Origin of the sequence: Limosilactobacillus pontis DSM 8475 (genome assembly GCF_001435345.1) — a bacterium.
Taxonomy (GTDB): Bacteria; Bacillota; Bacilli; order Lactobacillales; family Lactobacillaceae; genus Limosilactobacillus; species Limosilactobacillus pontis.
In genome coordinates this window covers 1-22,238 of sequence record NZ_AZGO01000030.1, presented here as the reverse complement: position 1 = coordinate 22,238, position 22,238 = coordinate 1, and the positions used below count along the sequence as shown (strand labels likewise).

Here is a 22,238-nt window from a genome sequence, read left to right as displayed (position 1 = left end):
CCCAAAATCGGCCGCGGAGTACTAGGTTAGTGATACCACCAATAAAAAATCCCCTTAATCCATTGAACAGGTATGGATTAAGAGGATGAGGGCCTAGTCATTATTAGGCTTTTCAATCTTGTGGTAGAGCTGACGGCTGAGAACCAGCGAGACCACCAGCAGGCACAGGCAGAGTAGGAAGCCGGACTGGATCCCGAGGTGGGAGGCCGGGTTATGGATGATCCCGTTGACGATCCCGACGACCGCGACAATCAGGGCCGTCCCAAACGAGGCCGCGATCTGGCGGAAGGTGTTGAAGGAGGCCACCGCGTCGGGGACGATCTCGTTGGGCAACAGCGCCAGGGCCTGGGTCTGCAACGGAATCAGCATCGTGACCAGACCGAACTGGCGGACGGTCTGGAAGATGGTGATGATCAACACCGAGCTGTTGGCACCGATCATCGCCTGGCCGAGGGTCCCAATGATGTCGATCACCAGCCCCGTGCCGACCAGGACCCGGATCGGGTAGATGTCGTAGAAGCGGCCGCTGGTGGTCGACAATAAGCCGGTCAGGCAGGCGCCGGGGAGGACCGTCATCGCCGAGACAATCGTGCTCTTACCGAGGACAATCTGGACCAGGAGGGGGATCAGGATGGTGTTCCCGTACATTGTCGCCGTGATCAGCATGTTGATGGTGGTGGCGAGGACGAACTGCTTGTGGCGAAAGATCGTCAGGTTGATCAGCTGGTGGTCACTACGCCGTTGGCTGAGGTAGAAGAGGACTAAAAAGGCGATCCCGATTAGGACGTAGCCGGCGACGGCGAAGGAGGCCAGGTGATTGTTGGCGACGTTGGACAGTCCCATCAACAGTGACCAGAGCCCGATCGTGATCGTAACCAGGCCGACCGTGTTGAAGCGCGGCGACTCGTTATGTGGGATGTAGGGGAGAAAGATGAAGGACAGGACTAAGACGAGCGCCAGGAAGGGGATAATCAGGATGAAGAGGTAGCGCCAGGAAAGGTAGTTCAATATCACTCCGGAGAGGACTGGGCCAAAGATCGGCGCGCAATTGAAGGCCAAACCGATGACCCCCATGATCCGGCCCTTCTTCCCGGGATCGGCGTAGCGAATGGCCAGGACGTTGACCAGGGGCATCATCATCCCCGCACCAATCGCCTGGATCATCCGGGCGACAACCACCGTGTTGAAGTTAGGTGCCGCGGCCCCGATGACCGTTCCGACCAGAAAGACCCCGCAAAAGAAGATGAAAAGCCAGCGAAAGGAGAAGCGCTTGATCAGATACGAGCTGACCGGGATCATCAGGGCGTTGACCAGCATGTAGCCGTTGATCACCCACTGGACATGGGCCTCGCTGATATTGAAGACCCGCATGAAGGTCGGCAGGGCGATGTTCATCAGGGTGGAACAGAGGATCCCGAAGAAGGTCCCCAGCACCATGATGATCAGGGCGTGCTGAATTCGTTTGTTTTGCATTGCTTTGCTTGTGACTCCTTTGATAAAAATTACACAGTCTATAAGTTTATCAAGATCGGCCCGGAAGTCAATGCAGTACTTTTTGCAAGGGGGACCAATGAGTGTTATAATTACAAATGTAATCAAAAACGAAAGGGGCGGTCAGATGACCAAGGGATTAGAGATCACGCCGGCCGAGTGGCAGGTAATGCGGATTGTGTGGACGCTGGGTGAGACGACCAGCAGCCAGATCATCACCATCCTCCAGCGCAAGGTCGATTGGAAACCGGCAACGGTGAAGACCCTCCTGCGACGCCTGGTGGCCAAGGGCGCCCTCTCGACCACGCGGCAGGGGCGGTCCTTCATCTACCGGCCGCTGGTGGAAGAGCAGGCGACGATGGACCAGGTGGCCGATGCCCTCTTTAGCAGTATTTGTGAGCACTGTGTCGGCCGGACCCTGGATCACGTGGTCGACCAGGTAACCCTGAGCAAGACTGACATTCAGCGCCTCCAGCAGGCCCTGCAGGATAAGCTGGTAACGGCGCCCGACCAGGTCCACTGTAACTGCGTCCCGGGCGAGAAGATGCATTGTTAACGAGAAACTTTCCCGTAACGAAAAAAGGAGTGCGAATCGCACTCCTTTTTTGCTTAGTTCTTGAAACTGTGGATCGGTGCCGGGATTAGGCCCCCGCGGTGGATCAACCGGTCGGCCGGGGCCGGGTTGATCGCCATAATCGGGGCGTGACCGAGCAGGCCGCCGAACTCGACGGTATCGCCGACCTCCTTGCCAGGGACCGGGATTACCCGGACGGCGGTGGTCTTGTTGTTGATCATCCCGATGGCGGCCTCGTCGGCGATCATTGCACTGATCGTCTCCGCTGGGGTATCACTGGGGATGGCGATCATGTCGAGACCGACCGAGCAAACCGCGGTCATCGCCTCAAGCTTGGCGATGTTGAGGGTGCCGGACTCGACGGCCTTGATCATCCCCGCATCCTCAGAAACCGGGATGAAGGCACCGGACAGCCCGCCAACGTGGCTGCAAGCCATGATACCGCCCTTTTTGACGGCGTCGTTAAGCATTGCTAAAGCAGCCGTGGTTCCGTGCCCGCCGACCTGGCCGACCCCGATCTCTTCGAGGACCTCAGCGACCGACGGTTGAATGCCGTCGAGGAACAAGATGAGGAGGATCCGGTTGCTTCTGGCCAGGTCCTGCGCGGGATCGAAGATGGGGTCAGTCTCAAGGACGTCCACTTCGGTTACAGCAAGGATAAAGAGATTCTCCATGGCATTAACATTAACGCGCAAAAGGGCAAGGAGGTCGCCATTGTTGGTCCCACCGGATCCGGTAAGACCACGATCATGAACCTGATCAACCGCTTCTACGACGTTGACGCCGGCCACGTTGAATTTGATGGAACGGATGTCCGCAAGCTGACCCTGCATTCCTTACGGGACAACGTCGGCATCGTTTTGCAGGATTCGGTCCTCTTTACGGGGACGGTCGCCGAGAATATTAGTTATGGAAAACCGGGGGCCAGCCGGCAGGAGATTATCGCTGCGGCCCGGGAGGCCCAGATTGATGACTTCATTCAGGGCCTACCAGAGGGATACGATACGCGGGTATCCGATGAGAATGCCGTGTTCTCGACCGGCCAAAAGCAGTTGATTTCAATTGCCCGAACAATATTAACCAACCCGACATTCTTAATTCTGGATGAGGCGACCTCAAACGTTGATGCCGTCACCGAGGAGAAGATCCAGAAGGCGATGGACACCGTGATTGCGGGGCGCACCAGCTTCGTCATCGCCCACCGGTTGAAGACTATCTTGAATGCGGATGAAATCATTGTTCTCAATAATGGTAAGGTGATGGAACGCGGGAGTCACCAGCAGCTATTGCAGAAGCGTGGTTTCTACTATGATCTTTACACCAGTCAGATGGCGTTCAACTAACTAACGCCCAATTAAATATCGAATTGAAAAAGCTCCCTTCAGAATCCGCGCAGATTCTGAAGGGAGCTTTCGCATTGATTATTTCTTATCTTCTTGGCTATCGGCATCTGCCGGCTTCTTCTTCGGCTTGATGTAGATGACCTTAAACTTGTTGACGTAGGCGTTCTGCAGGACCAGCGGGGTGAAGGAGAAGTTGTCGACTCTAATTGGCTGGCCGACCTTCAAATCATACTGCCGTTCCAGGAAGAACCCAGTCAGGGTCGTGACCTCGGAGTTGTCGAACTGCTCGACGTTGGTGTTGAAGTAGCGCTCAAAGTCCGCCAGCGGCATCTTTCCGGAAACCTCGTAGGTTGGGTTGCCCTTAGAATCGGGGTCCTTCTTCTCGATCATGTCGGAGGTAGCGTGGTCGATTTCCTCGCCCACCGTACCGAACAGCTCCTCGTAGATATCCTTGTCGGTGATGATCCCGGAAGTCCCACCGTACTCGTCCTGGACAACGACAATTGGCACCTGCTTCTTCATCATGACCTGGAGGACCTTGGTGATCGGCTCACTCTCGTAGACGATCGGGATCTTCCGCATGATCGTCCGGATGGATTGGTCGGGGTTGATCTGACTCTGCCGCATGATGTCGTAGGAGAAGATGTAACCGAGGATGTGGTCCTTGTCATTGTTGGCCACGACCGGGAACCGGGTGAACTTCTTCTCGAAGTAGAGCTTGACCGCGTCGTCGATCGTCGCCTGGATGTCGATGACGGACAGCTGGGTCCGGTCGATCATGATATCTGCGGCGACCTTATCGTTCAGCTGGAAGGCCCGCCGCATGAAGAGGACGTCCTCCTTGTCCATCTCACCGGCCTTCTCGGACTGCTGGGAGAGGGTCATGATCTCGTTTTGCGAGTAGGTATCCTCTTCCGGCTGGACGTTGTAGCCCAGCATCTTGGTGATCTGGGCGGCCACGACGGCAAATAGCCAGACGAATGGGTAGAAGAGCGCGTGGAAGAACTGGATCGGGTGAACAATCGACAGCAGGATCGGTACCGGCCGGTCGATTGCCATGTTCTTCGGGACCAGGTCGGTGAAGACGGCGTGGAAGAAGGTGAAGATCAGCACACCCAGGATTGGGGAGATGATCTCCCGGACCGTCGCCGGAACGGCCGTGATCTTGAGCAGGAGGTCGGTGATGAACTGGTCACCAATCCACCCTAATACCAGGGAAGTCATCGTGACCCCGACCTGGGCGGTGGACAGGTACTCGTTGAGGTTGCCGACCATGTGCTCAGCGCGCTTGACCTTGCGCGTCTGCTTGAGCTCTTTTAACTCGCTCGGCCGCACCTTGACGACCGAGTACTCCAGCAGCGTGAACAGCGCTGCCAGCAGTAAAATCAGAATGATAACAACTAACTTAAACCAATATGAAGACCATAATGCACCCATATTTGATATATTCACCTATTTTCATAAAATAATTTCAGTATCTATTATATCAAGTTTGTTATACCCTGACCAACATTTTTGCTAATTCTTTTAACGCGGACTTGCGGTAGAATAGAGTTAACATTTCAAGCAGTGAGGATGATGCAGATGACCAGTGAGACCGACATTGAAATCAAGAAGGGGCAACGCCTGCGCGAAATCATGCAGGTAATGCGCCGCCACCACTTTCTCAGCAACTTCTACCACCAGAAGAACCCCGAGGAGGTCGTCGCCGCCCTTCAGGAGCTGGGCCCGACCTTTATCAAGATGGGTCAGATCCTATCGACCCGGCCGGACCTGATCTCGCCGGCCTACGTCAAGGCCCTCCGTAAACTTCAGGACCAGGTCAAGGCCGACCCCTTCGCTAGCGTCCAGGCGACCTTCAAGGCCCAGACCGGCCACACGATCGATGAGGTCTTCGCCAGCTTCGACCCCCAGCCCTTTGCCTCGGCCTCGATCGGCCAGGTCCATCACGCAACCTTAAAGGACGGCACCCCGGTGGTGGTCAAGGTCCAGCACCCGGCGGTCGGTCAGCTGGTCAACACCGACATCGCCCTGCTGCGGCGGGCGGTCAAGCTCTTCCAGTACGTGCCCAACGAGGTGACGGTGGTCAACCTCGACAAGGTTCTCGACGAGCTCAGCCGGTCCCTGCTCAGCGAGGTCAACACGCTGAACGAGGTCCATAATGGTGAGGAATTCTACCGGCTCCACAACGGCGACGATATCATCACCGTCCCCAAAGTCTACGCCAAGTACTGCGCCCCCCAGATCCTGGTCAACGAGGCCATGGCGGGCAAGAGTGTCCGTCACCTCTTCCCGCAGAACAGCAAGGATAACGACGATCCACAGCTGCCGACTCAGCGTAAGTACATCGCTCATGTCCTGGTCCAGAACTTCATGAAGCAGGTCTTCGTCGACCACTTCTTCCACGCCGACCCGCACCCGGGAAACATCCTGGTCCACGAGCTCGACCCGGCCGATGAGGACGCAGCGACGATGAAGACGACCCACCAGCACCAGGTTCAGGTGGGAAAGACCACCGTTGGCTACCGGGAACAGACGGCCCTGCCGCCGTACCGAATTGTCTACCTGGACTTCGGGATGATGGGGGTCCTGACCCCGGCCATGGCCGATGGGATCGCCAACGTGATTTTGGCCATCACCACCAAGAACGTGCGGCGGATTGCCCAGGCGGTCCTGGCGATCTGCAACCAGACCGGGCCGCTGGACGAGCTGGCCTTTACCAAGGAGCTGGGCAGCTTCATTCGGCCCTACCTGGCGATGGGGGTCGGGGAGATTGACTTTACCGCCATGCTCTATTCGATCGTCCAGCTCTGCCAGCGCAACCACCTGCAGATGAAACCCGAGGTGACGCTGTTGATCAAGGCCTTTGGTACCCTGGAGAGCACCGTTGCCCGGCTCGATCCCGATATCTCGATGATGGAGGTCGCCCGGCCGTTTGGGCTCCGCTACCTCAAGCGTAAGTTTAACTGGCGCGACAGCCTCGATGAACAGCTGATCAGCCTGGTCACCACCGCCCAGGAGACGGCCCAACTGCCGGACCGGATCAACGCTACCCTGGAGACAATTGCCAACGGCGACGCCCAGGTCAACTTCAAGCTCAAGGGCCAGGACCGCCTGATCAAGCAGGTCGAGCGGATCACCAACCGCTTTTTGATCGTGATCATCCTGGCGGCGGTGATCCTTGGCTCCTCGGTGATTGTCGAGGGCAGCAGCCAGCATCCCCACATCTTCCGCCTTGGCGTGATCGGCTACTCGATCGCCTTGGTCGTAATTGTTGCGCTGGTCTTGAGCGAGCTCGGTCACCGCTGGCGAAACTGGCGAAATAAGAATAAGTAGTTCATGGAGGCGGAAAAATTTGCCAAAATGCGACAGGGCAAAGACGAAAAACAAGGTAGACGTCACTGGTTACCATGTTTTTGCTGACTATTTATTTAGAAATTACCGTCATCGATCTCCACATCGACGAACCCAGAAGTGGCTGGGAGGCTGGGAAATTCTCGGTTTTCAAAAAGATTCGGCTAATTCGGCATGAAGACGATCGTTCCGTTGTGCCCTTCAGAGGCATCACAGTTTATTGGAACAACGCCTTACTTATTCTCATCACTTCTGACATTCGTCGATCTTACTTATTCTTGTAGACGGCGATCTCGATCAGGTTGCTGTCGGGGTCGTGGACGTAGATCGAGGTCATTTCACCTTCAGACCCGTGCTTTTCGACCGGCCCGGCAACCACGTCCACGTAGTAGCTGCGCAGGTGGTGGAGGATGTCCTCCAGCTTATCACCGGCGACCAGACAAAGGTCCGCGCTGCCGACGGTTGGCTTAGCCGGCTTCAGGTCGGTGGGGCGGTCTGTCTTCTGCAGGCGGATCAGCTGGTGGCCGCAGCGGAGAGTGATTACGCTGTTGCTGGTCTGGCGGTCGATGATTGGCATGTCGAAGACCTCGTGGTAGAAGCGGCTGCTCTCCTCGAGGCTGGTGACGGTTAAAACAATGTGGTCGATACGACGCATCTTCATGGTGATTACTCCCTTATCTTTGTGTTTGCCCCCATTATACCAGCTTGGCGGAGGTAATTGGCAAACCGTTTCTCGCGTAGTAATATGAAGGGATGATTTTCTAACTAAGGGAGTTTTTGCAAATGAAGCTAACGAATGCCATCAGTGTGGCGGTCTTTGGGTTTGCTGGCGGGGTCTTCCGCGGCCTGCTCAGCACCGCCTTTGACGCCAACGGGGTACTGGTTGCCAACCTGCTGGGCTGCTTCCTCTTGGCCTTTCTGACCTACTACGTCATCGAACGGGACCTCCTGGCCGGCTGGCTGAATGCCGGGCTCGGTACCGGCCTGATCGGGGCCTTTACCACCTTCTCCTCGTTTTCGACGACCACCATCAAGCTTACCCAGCACAGCCCGCTCCTCGGTGGAGCCTACCTGCTGGTCAGCATGGTGGGTGGCCTAGCGATGGCGGGGCTAGGGATGACCCTGGCCCGCCGCCTGGGAAGGGTGGTGGACCGCCATGCTTAGTGTTGGTTGCGGTGCGGCCCTTGGCGCCCTCCTGCGTTACTGGTTGACCAGCATCTGGAAAAGGCAGCGGATCGACTGGCCCCTGGCAACCCTCCTGATCAACCTGACCGGGGCCCTGGTTCTCGGCTTCCTAACCGGGCACCTGGCTGCCGATGGTGCGGCGATGCGTTTCTGGGGTGTCGGCCTGCTCGGTGGCTACACGACTTTCTCGACCTTCAACACCGAGTTGGTCGCAATGGTTGACGAACGCCGCTGGGGGAGCCTCGTGGCCTACTTGATTCTTTCCTACGGTGGGGGCCTGGTCGCTGCCTGGGTCGGGATGCAAATGTAAACGAAAAGGACCGTCAGCCTTGGTGCCGACGGTCCTTTGCTTTACTTGTTGTACCGGTGCCAGTACTCGGCCAGGTAGCGCGTCGTCAGGCTGGTCGGATGGGCGATCAGGTCCCGCGGTCGGCCGGTAGCCACAATCTGGCCCCCATTTTTCCCGCCGCGTGGCCCCATATCCAGGATGTAGTCAGCGTTAGCGATCAGGTTAAGGTCGTGGGTGATGGTGAAAATCGTCGCCCCGCGATCCAGCAGGCGTTGCATCACCCCGAGCAGGGTCTTGACGTCCAGGGGGTGGAGGCCGATCGTTGGCTCATCGAAGACGAAGAGGGTTGTCGCCTGGTTGCGGTTGAGGTGCTTGACCAGCTTCAGGCGCTGGGCCTCACCACCAGACAGGCTCGGCGTGCTCTCGCCGAGGTGGAGGTAGCCCAGGCCAACCTCCATTAACAGCTTCAGTTCCCGCTCAATCTTTGGGACGTCCTTGAAGACGGGCAGGGCGGCACGGATGTCGAGCTTGAGTAGGTCAACAATCGAGTAGCCGTGCCACTTGACCGCCTGGACGGCCTGGTTGTAGCGGTCACCGTTGCAGACGGGGCAGGTCTGCTGCATGTCAGGCAGGAACTGGATATCCAGGGTGACGACCCCGCTACCGCCACAGTTCGGGCAGGCTCCTTGCTTATTGTTGTAGGAGAAATAACTCGGCGTGTAGTGCTTCTCCTTGGCGCGGGGCTGGGCCGCGAAGAGCTTACGCAAGTTGTCCATGATGCTGGTGTAGGTGGCAACCGTTGACCGCATCGTCTTACCGATCGGGGCGGCATCGACGCTGACAACCTCCTTGAGGGGGGCATTAAGCTGCTTGACCTGCTTGGGCAAGCCGAGTCCCTTGGCCTGAGCTTTGATCGCCGGTACCAGGCTATCGAGGACCAGGCTGGTCTTCCCGGCCCCGGAGAAGCCGGTGACCGCACTGAGCCGGTTGACCGGGAGCCGGCCGGCAACGTCGGTCAGGTTGTAGTAGTCAGCGACTTCAAAGCTGATCTCCTGGTCGGCGGGCGCATCGACAACCGGGCGGGCGAGCAGGTCAGCGCTGCCATTCAGATAGGGACCGATCTTGGAGTCGGGGTCCTGGGCAATCTGGGTCGGGGTTCCCTGATCAAGGATCCGGCCACCCTGGGCGCCGGAACCGGGGCCGATCTCGATGATCCAGTCGGCGGCCTTGATGATGTCGACGTTGTGGTCAACGACGACCAGTGAGTTCCCCTGGTCGACCAGCTCGCGGAAGACGTTCAGCAGGCCGGTGACGTTGTCGGGGTGCAGGCCAATCGAGGGCTCATCCAGGATGTAGAGAACCCCGGTCGTCTGTGTCCGCAGGGTCCGGGCCAGTTGGATCCGTTGCAGCTCCCCGGTCGAGAGGGTGTTGCCGTTTCGCGAAAGGGTCAGGTAGTCCAGACCCAGTTCAAGGAGGGGCCGCAGGTTATCGTCAAACTCCTTGAAAAGGGAGTGGGCCATCTTCCCCATGTTGGCGGGCAGCTCACCGAGAACATCTTTCTTCCAGCTCGTCAGGTCACCGAGGGTCAGTCCGCTGACCTGGGCGATGTTTAGTCCACCGGCCAGCTGGGTCAATAGGGCCGGCTTCAGGCGGGTACCGTGGCAGACCGGGCAGGTAGAGTAGTGGAAGAACTCACTGATCCGTTTCTGGGCCCGTTCGCTCTTGCTGGTCCGGGCCGATTCGTAGACTGCCTCATGGGCGTTTTCGTAGAGAGCATTGAAGTCATGGAAGACCCGGCCAGTCCCGGAACGAAAATCCATCTTGAACTTCTTCTTTGGGCCGTTAAGGACGAACTCCTTCTCCTTGTCGGTCAGGTCCTTGTAGGGGACGTGGATCCGAACGCCGGCCTGTTCGGCAACACTCGGCATGAAGTTCCGTCCGGGCAGGTGCCAGGACGCCACCGCCCCGTCGGCCAGGCTGAGGTTTGGATCGCCGATCAACTTGCTCTCGTCGATCTCACGGACAACCCCGGTCCCCTGGCAGTTCTCACAGGCGCCGGCGGAGTTGAAGGCAAAGTCCTCGGCGCTGAAGGCCGGGAAGGAGGCCCCACAGGTTGGGCAGGTAATCATCCCCATCTGGTCACCAGACTTGCTCATCGCTTCAGCAATTGCCAGGCTCGGTTTGACCTGGTGGCCATTGGGGCAGCGGGGCGAACCCAGCCGGGAGAAGATCAACCGGATGACGTTGAAGATCTCGCTCATCGTGCCGACGGTGGCCCGCTCGGACGGAATTGCCGGACGCTGCTTGAGGGCTAGGGCCGAGGGGATGTGCTTGACGCTGGTGACCTCGGCCTGGGCACCAAGCTTGATCCGTCGCCGGGTGTAGGTCGACAGGGCCTCCAGATAACGCCGCGACCCCTCCTCATAGAGGATTCCCATCGCCAGTGAGCTCTTCCCGGAGCCCGACAGGCCGGAGATGGCGACGAACTTGTGGAGGGGGATGTTGACGTCAACGTTCTTCAGGTTGTGGACGCGGCCACCCCGGACCTCGATTTGGGTCGGGAGGGATGCTGTTTGCTTAGTCATCATTCAAGACACCTTTCCAATTAATCTTAATCCCATCTTAGAATAGACGCGCCGCTCTTGGCAAATGAAAAGCGGCTTTCCCATTTAGCAATAAATCACGTATAATAGCCCTGAGATGAGGTGAGAATGGTGAACTATGAAGAACTGATCCCAAAGATCGCCGAATGGGCCCACGCCCGGGGAATCGACCAGGCTGATCCGCGGGTGGAATTCATGAAGCTGGCCGAGGAGCTCGGGGAGCTGTCAGCGGCCTACAACAAGAAGAACCACGAACGACTGGTCGACAGTATTGGTGACCTGCAGATTGCCCTGCTGATCTTCTGCCGCCTGGTCGGGGTCGACCACAAGAAAGCGCTGAATGCGGCCTATTCGGAGATCGCCCACCGGACAGGGGAGACCACGCCGGATGGGGTATTCATCAAGCAGAGTGACATTGAAAAGGAGAACTAATCGTGAAATTTATCTCATGGAACATTGATTCAATCAACGCGGCCCTGACCGGGACGTCCAAGCGGGCCGGGGAAACCCGCCAGGTCCTGCACACGATTGCCAACCAGGACCCGGACGCAATTGCCATCCAGGAAACCAAGCTGTCCAAGGACGGTCCAACCAAGAAGCACCTGGCTGTCCTGGCCGACCTCTTCCCGGACTATGCGGTGGCCTGGCGGAGCTCGGTTGAACCGGCACGCAAGGGTTACGCCGGGACAATGTATCTCTACAAGAAGGAATACCAGCCAACGGTCACCCAGCCGCAGATTGGGGCCCCGTCACCGATGGACGACGAGGGGCGGATCCTCACCCTGGAGTTTCCAACCTTCTACCTGACTGAGGTCTACACCCCCAACTCGGGCAACAGTCTCAAGCGGCTGGATGCGCGCCAGGTCTGGGACGATCATTACCGTGATTACCTCCATCAGCTTGACAGCGACAAGCCGGTCATCGCCAGCGGGGACTTCAACGTCGCCCACGAGCCAATCGACCTGGCCCACCCGGCAAACAACCACCACTCGGCCGGCTACACTGATGAGGAACGCGAACACTTCACCAAGCTGCTCGCGGCCGGGTTCACGGACAGCTTCCGTTACCTCCATCCCGACACGGCCGGTGCCTATTCCTGGTGGGCCCAGCGGGTGATCACTAGTAAGCAGAACAACTCGGGCTGGCGGATCGACTACTGGCTGGTCAGTGACCGGCTCGCCGATAAGTTGCGGAGCTCAACGATGATTGACAGTGGGGCCCGCCGCGACCACACGCCGATCATGCTGGAAATTGATCTTTAACCGCAAATTAACCTTTAAAACGAAAACAAGCGCTCAACCACATGGCTGAATGCTTGTTTTTTTATTTGGATTAGGCGGCTTCGTGGGCAACCTTAGAGCGATCAACGATCTTGCGAACGACCACGTAGCCGAGCAGGATCACGACGATCGCCACAACCGCCCCGATCAGGCGCTTGCTGTCGCCACGGAAGATCGCGTCCCCACCAAAGGCGTAGATGAACGAGGTCGGTGCCATCCCGATCGCCACCATTGTCAGGAAGCGGCCCCGGCTGAGGTTAAGCCGGGCGCCTGCGTAGTTGACCAGGGCGCTAGGGATCACCGGGATCATGTAGCCGATGGTCAGCCCGATCAGCGGGTGCTTCTGGTGGAGGAGGTAGGTCAGGATCTTGGACTTCTTGGTCCGTTTGGAGATGTCGACCTCACGAATCAGACTCATCACGGCACAGTTACCGAGGATGTTACCCAGCCAGTTGATCAGAAAACCGACCCAGGGGCCGTAGCAGAGTCCGGCGAAGATGCAGATGACTAAGTTGGACATCCCGGGAATGGCATTGAAGATCGCAATCAAGAGTAGGAGGAGGACCATCGTGGCCAGACCGTGGCTCCGGATCAGGTGGAGAAGGATGACCTGGTTGTGCGGGGTCAGGTCGAAGAGCAGGCTGATCTCCGGCCGGTAGTCGCGGTAGATCCCGTAGATCACGACCAGGGCGACGATGAGGGCCGCGATAATCAGGACGTGCTTATTGAGGTGTTTCTTCATCAATCAGTCACCTTCCTTTGGTAGTTGAAAGCCGGCCGCGGCAAATAGCTGGCAGAGGCTTTGGCGCAACAGGGGGTCATGGGCATAGAGGTAGGTCCCGTAGACGCCGCGCTTGAAGAGGACGTTGAGCGAGTTCATGATCATCCGCTTCTTGAGGGCGGTGATCTCTGCTGGATCGGTCAGGTCGTCCCGCTTCTTGAAGGCCTCGGTGTCGGTGTAACGGTCCAGGTTGATCTGGAGGCGGTTGGTGCCTGGCACCTGGCTGATCGGCGGCCCGAGGATGATCCCGGTGTAGTTGAGGTCAAAGCCCTGACAGGTGTAGATGGAGCCGACCTCGTCGATCGTCTGCGGCAACTCCGCCCAGGGAGTCACCGTGTAATTATACTGGTCCCAAGGCATCTTGAAGCGGCCTTCTTCGATATAATGCTTACCGCCATCGAGGGTCGACGGGTAGCCGGAGGTCGAGAGAATCCGGGAGAGACCGACCTCGCGATTACGGCGGACGATCGCCTGGCGCATCTGTTCGGCGTCATCGTAGATCCGGAAGTCGTAGTGGTCGCGGGCACTCTTTGGTAGTGGGGCCAACCGGTAATCGTTGGTGAAGGTGTTGAACCATTCGATCAGTTCCAAACTGGCATTCATCCGAAACATCTTGGTAAGTTGATACTCCTTGTGTGGGTACCGGTCGGTGATCTGGTGGAGACGTTTCGGCGTCCAGAGGCTCTTCATCCGCAGCACCTGGTACTGGTCGAAGACGATTACCACCACCTTGGCCCGCTTGATGATCTCGACGAGCTGGTTATCGTGGTAGAAGTTGTTGTAGTGGTCGGCCTTGGACAGGAGGAGGTGGGCCTCGTCGATGATGGCAACGTCAATCTTTTGATCCTTCTTGTCGAGCTGGTTGATCAGCGATGTTGGCCGGGCAAAATCCTTCTTGTACAGCTCCGGCAGGCTGCCCGCAATCTCCCGGTAGACCTTAAGGATCTCGGGGTGGTTGACGAGAAAGTAGTTGCTTGTCTGGTAAAAGGGCGAGGCCAGGTCCTTACGTGCGGCCTTCTGGAGGCGGTCGAAGAGCTGGGAGAGGACCACGCTCTTCCCGGTTCCGGCATCCCCGACGATGGTGTACGTGGCCGGGTAGTCGCCCTGTAGGTGGTCGGCAGTGAAGTGCAGGATGTCTTCGACCAGGTCCTCCTGCTCGCTCGTCAGTTTCTTGAATGGCGAGAGCTTATCAATTGCCGCATTGCTTGTTTCTATCATTGTTTTATTCGATCCTTTGTGCATAGTCTCCTTAATGTTACTTAGAAAAACAGCCGTCGTCAATTTGATTGCCAATGATTTTCTGATAAGTTTGCCAAGTAGTGTTAAAATAATTATATGACAACGAATTTAAGTTATGGATATACTAAGTCTAAAGGAGTGGGTATGAGATGAATCTGCATCCTGATTACCTGTTAAATGATGTGAACGAGCCAAGCGATATCAAGCAGATGTCGCTGGATGAATTGAAGGAACTGGCTACCGAAATGCGGCAGCTGGTCCTCGAGCGTGATGCCGCAATTGGCGGCCATGTCGGTCCCAACCTTGGGGTAATGGAACTGACAATTGCCTACCACTACGTCTTTAACTCACCACACGATAAGGTGGTTTGGGATGTTTCTCACCAGGCTTACGCACACAAGATGCTGACGGGACGTAAGCTGGGCTTCTTGGATCCGGGCCACTATGAGGACATCACCGGCTACACCTCGCCCGAGGAGAGTGTTCACGATTCCTTTGAGATCGGTCATACCTCGACTTCAATTTCCCTGGCGGTCGGTCTCGCCCAGGCGCGTGATCTCTTGCGGCCAGAAAAGCATAACAACGTCGTCGCGGTCATCGGGGATGGCTCCCTCAGCGGTGGTCTGGCCTTTGAGGGGCTGAACAACGCTGCTAAGCTATACTCCAACCTGATCATCGTGGTCAACGATAACCAGATGGCAATTGACCAGGACCAGGGCGGCCTCTACAAGGGGCTCAAGGAGCTGCGGGATACCAACGGCAAGTCCGAAAACAATATCTTTAAGTTCATGGGGTTGGACTACCGCTACGTTGCTGACGGTAATGACCTGCAGACGGTGATCGACGCCTTCCGCGACGTCAAGGATATCGACCACCCGATTGTCCTTCACGTCAACACCCAAAAGGGGAAGGGCTATGCCCCAGCCGAGGAACACAAGATGGAATATCACTGGCGCGACCCGTTTGACCTCAAGACGGGGGCAGACAAGCAGCCCGCCGATAATGGCTACAATGATGCCGTGATGGCGGAGCTGGATCGTCAGGTCAAGTCCGGGGCACCGGTGGTTGCGATCAATGCCGCCATCCCCGGGGTCTTTGGTTTGAAGGATTTTCAGGCCAAGCACCCGGACCGCTACTTCGACGTTGGTATTGCCGAACAGGATTCGATCACGACTGCGGTCGCCATGGCTTCCGCCGGGGCCCGGCCGGTCGTCTTCCAGAACAGCACCTTCCTGCAGCGGGCCTATGACCAATTGATTCACGACATGGCCTTAAACGATTCACCGGTAGTCATGGTCGTGCGTGGCGGGACGATCGCTAGCGGGTCGGCTACCCACCAGGGCTCGTTTGACATCTCGATGATCAGTGACCTGCCGAACATCGAGTACCTGGCACCAACCAACGTCGAAGAGATGATCTCGATGCTGCGCTGGGCGATCAAGCAAACCGACCAGCCGGTAGTCATCCGCCAGCCGGAAAAGGAATTGCTACATGGTCACCCGAGCCAGGACGACTACAGCACCATCAACTATGATGTTGTCCACCACGGTAGCGAGGTCGCCATCATGGCCGTCGGAGACTTCTGGCAGCTTGGCGAGGAGGTCTGTGAGCAACTGAAGAAGAAGCTCAACATCGACGCCACCCTGATCAACCCCAAGTCGGTTACCGGGATTGACCAGCATGACCTCCACCACCTGGCCGAGAATCACGACGTCGTGGTCACCCTGGAGGACGGTAACCTGAGTGGGGGCTTCGGTGAGACGATCGCCCGTTACTACGGGCCGACCGACATGAAGGTCCTCAACTTCGGGGCACCACGGGAGTTCGCCGACAACGTGCCGCTTGAGGTCATGGACGAGTGGTACCACCTCACGCCAAAGCAGATCGTCGACGATATCGAAAAAGTTATCCATTCACTGTAAGAAGAAGCTGTCATTGCGGGCCTTAGGGGCTTGCGATGACAGCTTTTTACGTTAGTGGGGTGAACTGAGGGTGAAAATCAGCCACAAAATCGCCAATAATTTCGCGCATTTTTTCCTCCCGGCCGTATATATCTAGTGAAGGCCAAAATAAAGGAGTTTGAAAAATGCATAAGCAATTATCACGTCACATCTATCGTTCGTCACTGATCGGTTTGACCTCGACCGCGGTGCTACTGGCCCTGGCAGCTAGCAATGCTACGGCTGATGCCAAGGCCGGTCAGCCAACGACGCCGTTGCCGACCCTCGTTCGTCAAAATTCCATCGGTGAAGCGGGCGTCACCACTCATGAAGTGGTCCGGACCATTACTTACGTGGACCCACTGACTAAGGAAAAGCACACCATCCGCCAGGTGGCCACCTACCAGTTTGACCGTGAAGGACAGGTCATCAAGAGTATTAACCCCCTCTGGTCGGCTTACTTTCCACCGTACTTCGCCGGCTATGCGCCAAGCTGGGCCGAGGTGAAACAAAAAATGACTAGTCCGGATTCGGCCGATGAGCAGGAGACGGTTACATACGATAAGCTTACGGGTTCCGGGGATGTCATGACGGTTCACGTCTTCTACGTTGAACCGAACGGCAAAATGCTATGGGATCTGCGCAAGGCCATTGAGAATCCTGACGGCAAGCCGGTGACCAGTTTCACGCTTCCGGAACTTCCAGACGGTTGGGAGTACGTCGATCTAGACCACCTACCCAAGACCATCAAGGTGGCTCCTAAGGCTGCTGGGTATACCTTCATGATTCAACCGGCCAAGGACCCGGAGCACCACACGGAACATCACCAGGAGACCAAGGAGCTCTGGCGTAAGATCGTCCTCCACCTGCCGAGCGGTGACCAGGCCATCATGCAAAAGGCCACGGCGACCCGTAGCGTAACGGTGACGGATGGCCAGCCAACATATGGCAAATGGCAGATCAGCCCATTTGCCGAGCTGCGTCTGCCGGCGATGGCTAATTACCAGACCTCCGTTGACCAGGTCCCAGCCTTGCAGCTGACGGCCGACCAGCTTGACCAAGACCCGGTCACGGTTGAAGTAAATTACCAGCGGATTGGCGGACCGGCCGCCAAGGATGAGGGGACCCAGACCGGTACCAATACCACCATCGATGCTGGTAGCCAGACGGATGGGATAAGGGTTACTGATGAAGGTACGCAGACCGAACCAGCAGGTGGTGAGACGACACAGCCGGAGAAGCCCGCGACAAGCGATGCAGGGACTCAAACGAATCTGCCGGCTGGCGACGAGGACTCACATCCGGCCACGAGTGAGGAAGGTACCCAGACTGATTCAAATAGCGGCACGGATGTGGATACCCAAACGGACGGAGCAGCGACCACCGATACGGGGGTTGGCGATGGCCCTGTCGACGTGACCGACCAAGGCAGTCAAACCGAGCAATCGACTGGCACGGATACGGGTACCCAAACCGATACGTCAACCGGAGCGAATAAGGAGACTCAAACCGATGAACATCCAACGGCTGATGCTGGAGTCGGGGATGACACCGTTGACGTCACTGACCAAGGTAGTCAAACCGACCACTCAACCACCACAGATGCCGGTGTTGGCGATGACACCATTAGTGACGTGAACCAGGGTACCCAAACTGACCATTCAACTGGAAAAGATCAGGGCAGTCAAACCGATGAGTCAACGACGACCGATACAAAAACGCAGACGGACCAGGCACCAACTACTGATACTGGGACCCAGACCGATAATTCGATCACCACGGATACCGGTGTTGGCGATGACACCGTCGACACAAACGACCGGGGTAGTCAAACCGACCAGTCGACCGGCACGAACGTGGGTACCCAAACCGAGCAGACAACGAGTACAGGTAAGGAAATCCAAACCGTTACACGGCCAGTCACCGAAACCGGCGTTGGGGACGACCCGGCTGCCACCACTGATCAGGGCAGTCAAACTACCACGCCACCGGTAACCGACACAGGGATTGGCAGAGCTAGTATTGATAGTACCAATCAGAGTACCCAGACCGATCAGCCATCAACCAGCGACCCGGTCAAGGCGAACGATAAAGACACCCATACTAACGGAACACCGGCCATAGAGGAGAAAACCAGCGAACCAACCGGCCAGAAAGAACCGATCAAGCCAACACGACCGGTCATAATCACCAGTCCGGACCGTGGTGAGGTTGTCACCACCCCTAAGCAGACTAGCCATGACAGTAGTGTCCAAACGGCCAGTATCGACCCCGCCGCCTTCCACAGTGAATTGGACCACCTTCAAAAACCGTTGCGGGAGCTAACTGCCGACCCGCAACACGAGTCAGCCGCCGAACTACCGCAGACGGGGAACCAGCCACTAGGGATCAAGGCAGCCGTACTGGCAACCGTGACCACCCTGACGGCCGCGGGAACAGCCATGTTTACCCGGCAAAAGCGGCACTAGGCTAATTCTGTGAAAGGGGGCGGTTGGCTTGCTCAGAATAATTGCGTCACACCACCCACAATTTCCACGGTTCCCGTTCCACTTCCACTAAACAAAATAGAAATTTAAACTTTTCCTTGCAATTTTAATTTTCTAATAGTATTCTAATAACAACGAAAGAAAAGGGAATTGGAGGAAAACAACATGCAATTACAATTTAACGCGATTATTCATCAACTAACCTCCACCTCAACCACAACAACAAGCACCGTGGTTGAGCACCTTTAATATACTTAAACAAGATATTAATCGAAGCTATCCAAAGCGACTCAACCACTAAACTGATTTCGGTTTCACTGGTTGCTGGGTCGCATTGGGTGGCTTTTTTTCGTATTAAGAAATGGGGTTATAAGGATGGATAATCAAAAGAAAGTAAAGTTAAATCGGACGATGACACCTGGACAGATGGAAATGATTGCCATCGGGGGGACCATTGGGAGTGGGCTCTTCATGGGGGCCACTTCTACTATCAAGTGGACGGGGCCATCGGTACTTTTAGCCTATGCCTTCGTTGGCCTGTTCCTGTATGGGGTCATGCGGGCCCTGGGGGAGCTGATCTACATCAGTCCCGGGACCGGATCGTTTGCCGACTACGGCTCTAAGTACATTCACCCTCTGGCCGGCTACCTGACTAAGTGGAGCAACGTCTTCCAGTTCATCATCGTCGGGATCTCGGACATCATCGCGATGAGTCAGTACCTGAACTACTGGTGGCCGAACCTGCCGGACTGGATTTCAGGCCTGGTCATGATCACGATTCTGACCCTGGCCAACCTGGCCTCAGCTAAGGCCTATGGGCGTCTAGAGTTCTGGTTTGCCATGATCAAGGTGGTCACGATCATCGCCATGATCATCCTCGGCTTGCTGGTGATCGTCCTCGGGCTGGGAAACAACTGGCACCCGGTTGGGATCTCCAACCTCTGGACGCACGGCGGCTTCTTCACCGGCGGCTTCATGGGCTTCATGTTCTCCCTGTCGGTGATTGCCGGTTCCTACCAGGGGATTGAGCTGCTCGGGATCACGGCGGGGGAGGCCGCATCGCCGCGCCACGCCATTGTTAAGTCGGTTAAGTCCGTCATCTGGCGGATTCTGATCTTCTACATCGGTGCCATCTTCGTGATCGTTTCCATCTACCCATGGGACGAACTCAAGGCGGTCGGTTCACCATTCGTCGAAACCTTCACCAAGGTTGGGATCACTGGCGCAGCCGGAATCATTAACTTCGTTGTTCTGACGGCGGCCCTGTCCGGTGCTAACTCCGGGATCTACAGTGCTAGCCGGATGCTCTTCAAGCTCTCCGTTGACGGTGAGGTGCCAAAGGTCTTCAGCAAGCTCTCTAAGCGGGTGGTGCCAAACGTTGCCATCCTGACGATTGCCTTCTGGATCTTCCTCGGTTTTGCGGTCAACATGCTGCTGTCGATGTTTAGTGCCAGCGCCAAGAACATCTTCGTGATCGTCTACAGTTCTAGTGTTCTGCCAGGGATGGTGCCATGGTTTATCATCCTGCTGTCCGAGCTGAACTTCCGTCGGCACAACCCGGACCAGTTAGTTAATCACCCGTTCAAGATGCCATTCTACCCGGCATATAACTACTTCAGCCTGATCGCCCTGACGGTCATTCTGATCTTCATGTTCTTTAACCCAGACACCCGGGTCCCCGTTTCGGTCGGTGTGGTTTTCCTGATTATCATGGCCCTGATCTACAAGTTCCACACTGCACCCAAGCTCGAAAAGTAATTTTCAAAGGTAGGCAAAATTGCCTGCCTTTTTTGTTTTCCTGATCATTTGTTCGGCTAAACATTGTATAATAGGAGAAAAGTATTTAAAGAAGGGCGATTTTATGTACCGCATAAAGAAAAAGATTTGGCACATTGTCTTCGGGATCGTGGCCCTGCTCGTCGTGGGCGGCGTGGTCCAGAAGCCGACCGAGGGCGATGCCTCCCTGAGTCAGGGAATTCAGCGTTTCATGGCCTGGGGCAAGAGTAATTCGGCACAGTCCGGCCACTATGGCCACCAGCAGCAGGAACCACCGACCGAACAACAGGCGTCGGTGGTCCTGACCCCGGCCGTCCGTCAGCAGCTGGGCAAGAGTATTGTCTGGAATGGTCATGGGGCCTACATTATCAACCATAACCAGGCCGACTTGAATACCAATATCAGCAGCGCACCCTACGCGGTCAACCAGCTGGACAATCAGGGGCGGGCCTGGCGCGGCGACGCCTGGCTGAACAAGACAACCCGCCAGTACCGGAACCGGGCCGCCACCGGGAACGGGGCGACCGACTGGAAACCCGCGGGATTCCTCCAGGCGCATAACCTGACTGGCGGCTACAATCACGCCTACGACCGTGGCCACCTGCTCGGTTACGCCCTGGTCGGCGGGATCCGGGGCTTTGATGCCTCCGAGTCCAACCCCAAGAACATCGCTACCCAGACGGCCTGGGCCAACGAGGCGCGCAGTTCCACCTCGACCGGGCAGAATTACTACGAGGGAATCGTCCGCAAGGCCCTCGACCAGGGCAAGCAGGTCCGCTACCGGGTCACCGACATCTACAGTGGTAACAGTGTCGTGCCGGCCGGCGCCCACATCCAGGCCCAGTCCAAGGACGGCAGTGTGAACTTTAACGTTTTCGTGCCGAATGTCCAGAAAAATATTGAAATAAATTACGCCAACGGAGCGGTTAAGCAACGGTGACGAAACACTTACAGCCACAGGGAAATTATCCATGTGGCTGTTTTATTTTATGCTTATGTGTAGACATATTTATACATTTATTTAGCGCGAAATGACGCCAAATAACGGCAAATATTGACGGGTGTGGTAACTATGCGGTAATTGCATGTGAAAAAACAACGGCAAATATTGATGGATGTCGCCATATTTAAGCATATCAGCATGGAACCCATAACCGCTTGCTACTTAAGAGCCCGGTACCCATTCAAGGTAAATTTATTTAGGAGCTGGACATCATGGTACCATTGGTCATTTTTCCTAAAGTGGTTAGCGCAGTTAACAGCAAAGGAACCGTGAAGGGTGTATAGGAATAGTGTCTCAGCGTCTTCTTTGGAAAGCCCCGTCTTTTTCTGAATTGCTGGAACTACCCGGTCCCGTTCATGAACCATGATTCGTCCGACAATGTATTCGATCAAATCAGGATCCAGAAGTAACTTACGATACTTTGCATTTGACCCCACCCTTTGGCATGCGGGGATTAAGGACTCGTTTTCCTTAAGATAATCAACGCTAAAGTTATTAATACTAAAGTAATCCGTTGATGTTGTCATGATTGCATCATCTAAAACGGCGTTCAAAACATCATTGATCGAATCAAAATGCAAATAGAAAGTTGAGCGGCTTATCTCAGCAGTTTGACAAATCTTTTTAATCGTTATTTTGGAATAGGGGTTGTCCTGAATAAGTTCCAAAAAGCTATCCTTAATGACATTAACTGTGTATACCGTGCGGCGGTCTTGGCGCCTTTGCCCATTTACCAATCGTTCTACGATCCTTTCTAGTAGTTATTAACTAATCGGCTTTATTTTTGACAATTTCCGCAAAGTGTCCATAAACGGACATCTCAGCAAAAACGTTATTAATTTGGCAGATTGCAAGAAATAACTTGAACGAATTTAGTGACGTAGATTAAGCAAG

17 protein-coding genes and 2 pseudogenes are annotated in these 22,238 nt (G+C 56.0%); 11 read left to right on the top strand and 8 right to left on the bottom strand.

The window, feature by feature from the left end:
* Positions 1 to 93: 93 nt before the first annotated feature.
* Positions 94 to 1,473, bottom strand: a complete 1,380-nt coding sequence (locus FD34_RS01960; protein ID WP_057806278.1) for a DHA2 family efflux MFS transporter permease subunit — start codon at positions 1,471 to 1,473, stop codon at positions 94 to 96.
* Between the two features lie 145 nt (positions 1,474 to 1,618).
* Between FD34_RS01960 and FD34_RS01955 the strand changes: the two genes are divergently transcribed.
* Positions 1,619 to 2,047 (top strand): CopY/TcrY family copper transport repressor, encoded by a 429-nt coding sequence (locus FD34_RS01955; RefSeq protein ID WP_057806276.1) that lies wholly within the window; start codon positions 1,619 to 1,621, stop codon positions 2,045 to 2,047.
* A 53-nt stretch (positions 2,048 to 2,100) separates the two neighbouring features.
* Here FD34_RS01955 and FD34_RS01950 read toward each other — a convergent pair.
* Positions 2,101 to 2,607: pseudogene (locus tag FD34_RS01950) on the bottom strand (DUF711 family protein); the annotation flags it as partial.
* Between FD34_RS01950 and FD34_RS01945 the strand changes: the two are divergent.
* Positions 2,605 to 3,408, top strand: a pseudogene (locus FD34_RS01945) (ABC transporter ATP-binding protein); the annotation flags it as partial. The pseudogenes FD34_RS01950 and FD34_RS01945 sit on opposite strands and share 3 nt — an antisense overlap.
* A 78-nt stretch (positions 3,409 to 3,486) precedes the next feature.
* On the opposite strand, the gene FD34_RS01940 reads toward FD34_RS01945, so the two are convergent.
* Complete coding sequence (locus tag FD34_RS01940; RefSeq protein ID WP_057806274.1) at positions 3,487 to 4,845, bottom strand: hemolysin family protein; 1,359 nt, start codon at positions 4,843 to 4,845, stop codon at positions 3,487 to 3,489.
* Positions 4,846 to 4,992: 147 nt separating this feature from the next.
* On the opposite strand from FD34_RS01940, the gene FD34_RS01935 reads away from it, so the two are divergent.
* A complete protein-coding gene (locus FD34_RS01935) occupies positions 4,993 to 6,744 on the top strand; it encodes an AarF/UbiB family protein (protein WP_057806272.1) in 1,752 nt (583 codons plus the stop codon).
* 286 nt (positions 6,745 to 7,030) lie between these two features.
* Here the strand turns inward: FD34_RS01935 and FD34_RS01930 are convergent, their stop codons facing one another.
* Entirely contained in the window at positions 7,031 to 7,423 is a 393-nt protein-coding gene (locus tag FD34_RS01930) for a VOC family protein (RefSeq protein ID WP_057806269.1), read from the bottom strand.
* A gap of 122 nt (positions 7,424 to 7,545) precedes the next feature.
* Between FD34_RS01930 and FD34_RS01925 the strand changes: the two genes are divergently transcribed.
* The gene (locus tag FD34_RS01925; RefSeq protein WP_057806267.1) at positions 7,546 to 7,926 is read left to right on the top strand and encodes a fluoride efflux transporter FluC; all 381 of its coding nucleotides are present in this window, start codon (positions 7,546 to 7,548) and stop codon (positions 7,924 to 7,926) included.
* Positions 7,919 to 8,257, top strand: coding sequence for a fluoride efflux transporter CrcB (crcB, locus tag FD34_RS01920; RefSeq protein WP_057806265.1), 339 nt, complete (start codon positions 7,919 to 7,921; stop codon positions 8,255 to 8,257). The genes FD34_RS01925 and crcB overlap by 8 nt, the downstream gene beginning before the upstream one ends.
* 41 nt (positions 8,258 to 8,298) lie before the next feature.
* Here crcB and FD34_RS01915 read toward each other — a convergent pair whose 3' ends face one another.
* Positions 8,299 to 10,821 carry an excinuclease ABC subunit UvrA gene (locus FD34_RS01915; RefSeq protein ID WP_057806323.1) on the bottom strand — a complete coding sequence of 841 codons (2,523 nt, stop codon included), beginning with the start codon at positions 10,819 to 10,821 and terminating at the stop codon, positions 8,299 to 8,301.
* Between the two features lie 129 nt (positions 10,822 to 10,950).
* On the opposite strand from FD34_RS01915, the gene FD34_RS01910 reads away from it, so the two are divergent.
* Both FD34_RS01910 and FD34_RS01905 read left to right on the top strand, forming a co-directional pair.
* Positions 10,951 to 11,271 carry a MazG-like family protein gene (locus FD34_RS01910; RefSeq protein ID WP_057806321.1) on the top strand — a complete coding sequence of 107 codons (321 nt, stop codon included), beginning with the start codon at positions 10,951 to 10,953 and terminating at the stop codon, positions 11,269 to 11,271.
* A 2-nt stretch (positions 11,272 to 11,273) separates the two neighbouring features.
* Entirely contained in the window at positions 11,274 to 12,101 is an 828-nt protein-coding gene (locus tag FD34_RS01905; protein WP_057806264.1) for an exodeoxyribonuclease III, read from the top strand.
* A 70-nt stretch (positions 12,102 to 12,171) separates the two neighbouring features.
* Here the strand turns inward: FD34_RS01905 and FD34_RS01900 are convergent, their stop codons facing one another.
* Together FD34_RS01900 and FD34_RS01895 are read right to left on the bottom strand one after the other, a co-directional pair.
* On the bottom strand, positions 12,172 to 12,864 hold the full coding sequence (locus FD34_RS01900) for a TVP38/TMEM64 family protein (protein ID WP_057806262.1): 693 nt from the start codon (positions 12,862 to 12,864) through the stop codon (positions 12,172 to 12,174).
* Positions 12,865 to 14,118 (bottom strand): DUF2075 domain-containing protein, encoded by a 1,254-nt coding sequence (locus FD34_RS01895; RefSeq protein ID WP_057806260.1) that lies wholly within the window; start codon positions 14,116 to 14,118, stop codon positions 12,865 to 12,867.
* A 170-nt stretch (positions 14,119 to 14,288) separates the two neighbouring features.
* On the opposite strand from FD34_RS01895, the gene FD34_RS01890 reads away from it, so the two are divergent.
* From FD34_RS01890 to FD34_RS01875, 4 genes are all read left to right on the top strand, one after another.
* A complete protein-coding gene (locus tag FD34_RS01890; RefSeq protein WP_057806258.1) occupies positions 14,289 to 16,061 on the top strand; it encodes a 1-deoxy-D-xylulose-5-phosphate synthase in 1,773 nt (590 codons plus the stop codon).
* A gap of 164 nt (positions 16,062 to 16,225) precedes the next feature.
* Entirely contained in the window at positions 16,226 to 18,547 is a 2,322-nt protein-coding gene (locus FD34_RS01885; RefSeq protein ID WP_057806256.1) for a mucin-binding protein, read from the top strand.
* 393 nt (positions 18,548 to 18,940) lie between these two features.
* Positions 18,941 to 20,323 carry an amino acid permease gene (locus FD34_RS01880; protein WP_057806254.1) on the top strand — a complete coding sequence of 461 codons (1,383 nt, stop codon included), beginning with the start codon at positions 18,941 to 18,943 and terminating at the stop codon, positions 20,321 to 20,323.
* Positions 20,324 to 20,426: 103 nt separating this feature from the next.
* A complete protein-coding gene (locus FD34_RS01875; RefSeq protein WP_057806252.1) occupies positions 20,427 to 21,281 on the top strand; it encodes a DNA/RNA non-specific endonuclease in 855 nt (284 codons plus the stop codon).
* 221 nt (positions 21,282 to 21,502) lie between these two features.
* On the opposite strand, the gene FD34_RS01870 is transcribed toward FD34_RS01875, so the two are convergent.
* A complete protein-coding gene (locus tag FD34_RS01870) occupies positions 21,503 to 22,081 on the bottom strand; it encodes a TetR/AcrR family transcriptional regulator (RefSeq protein ID WP_057806250.1) in 579 nt (192 codons plus the stop codon).
* Between the last annotated feature and the right edge of the window lie 157 nt (positions 22,082 to 22,238).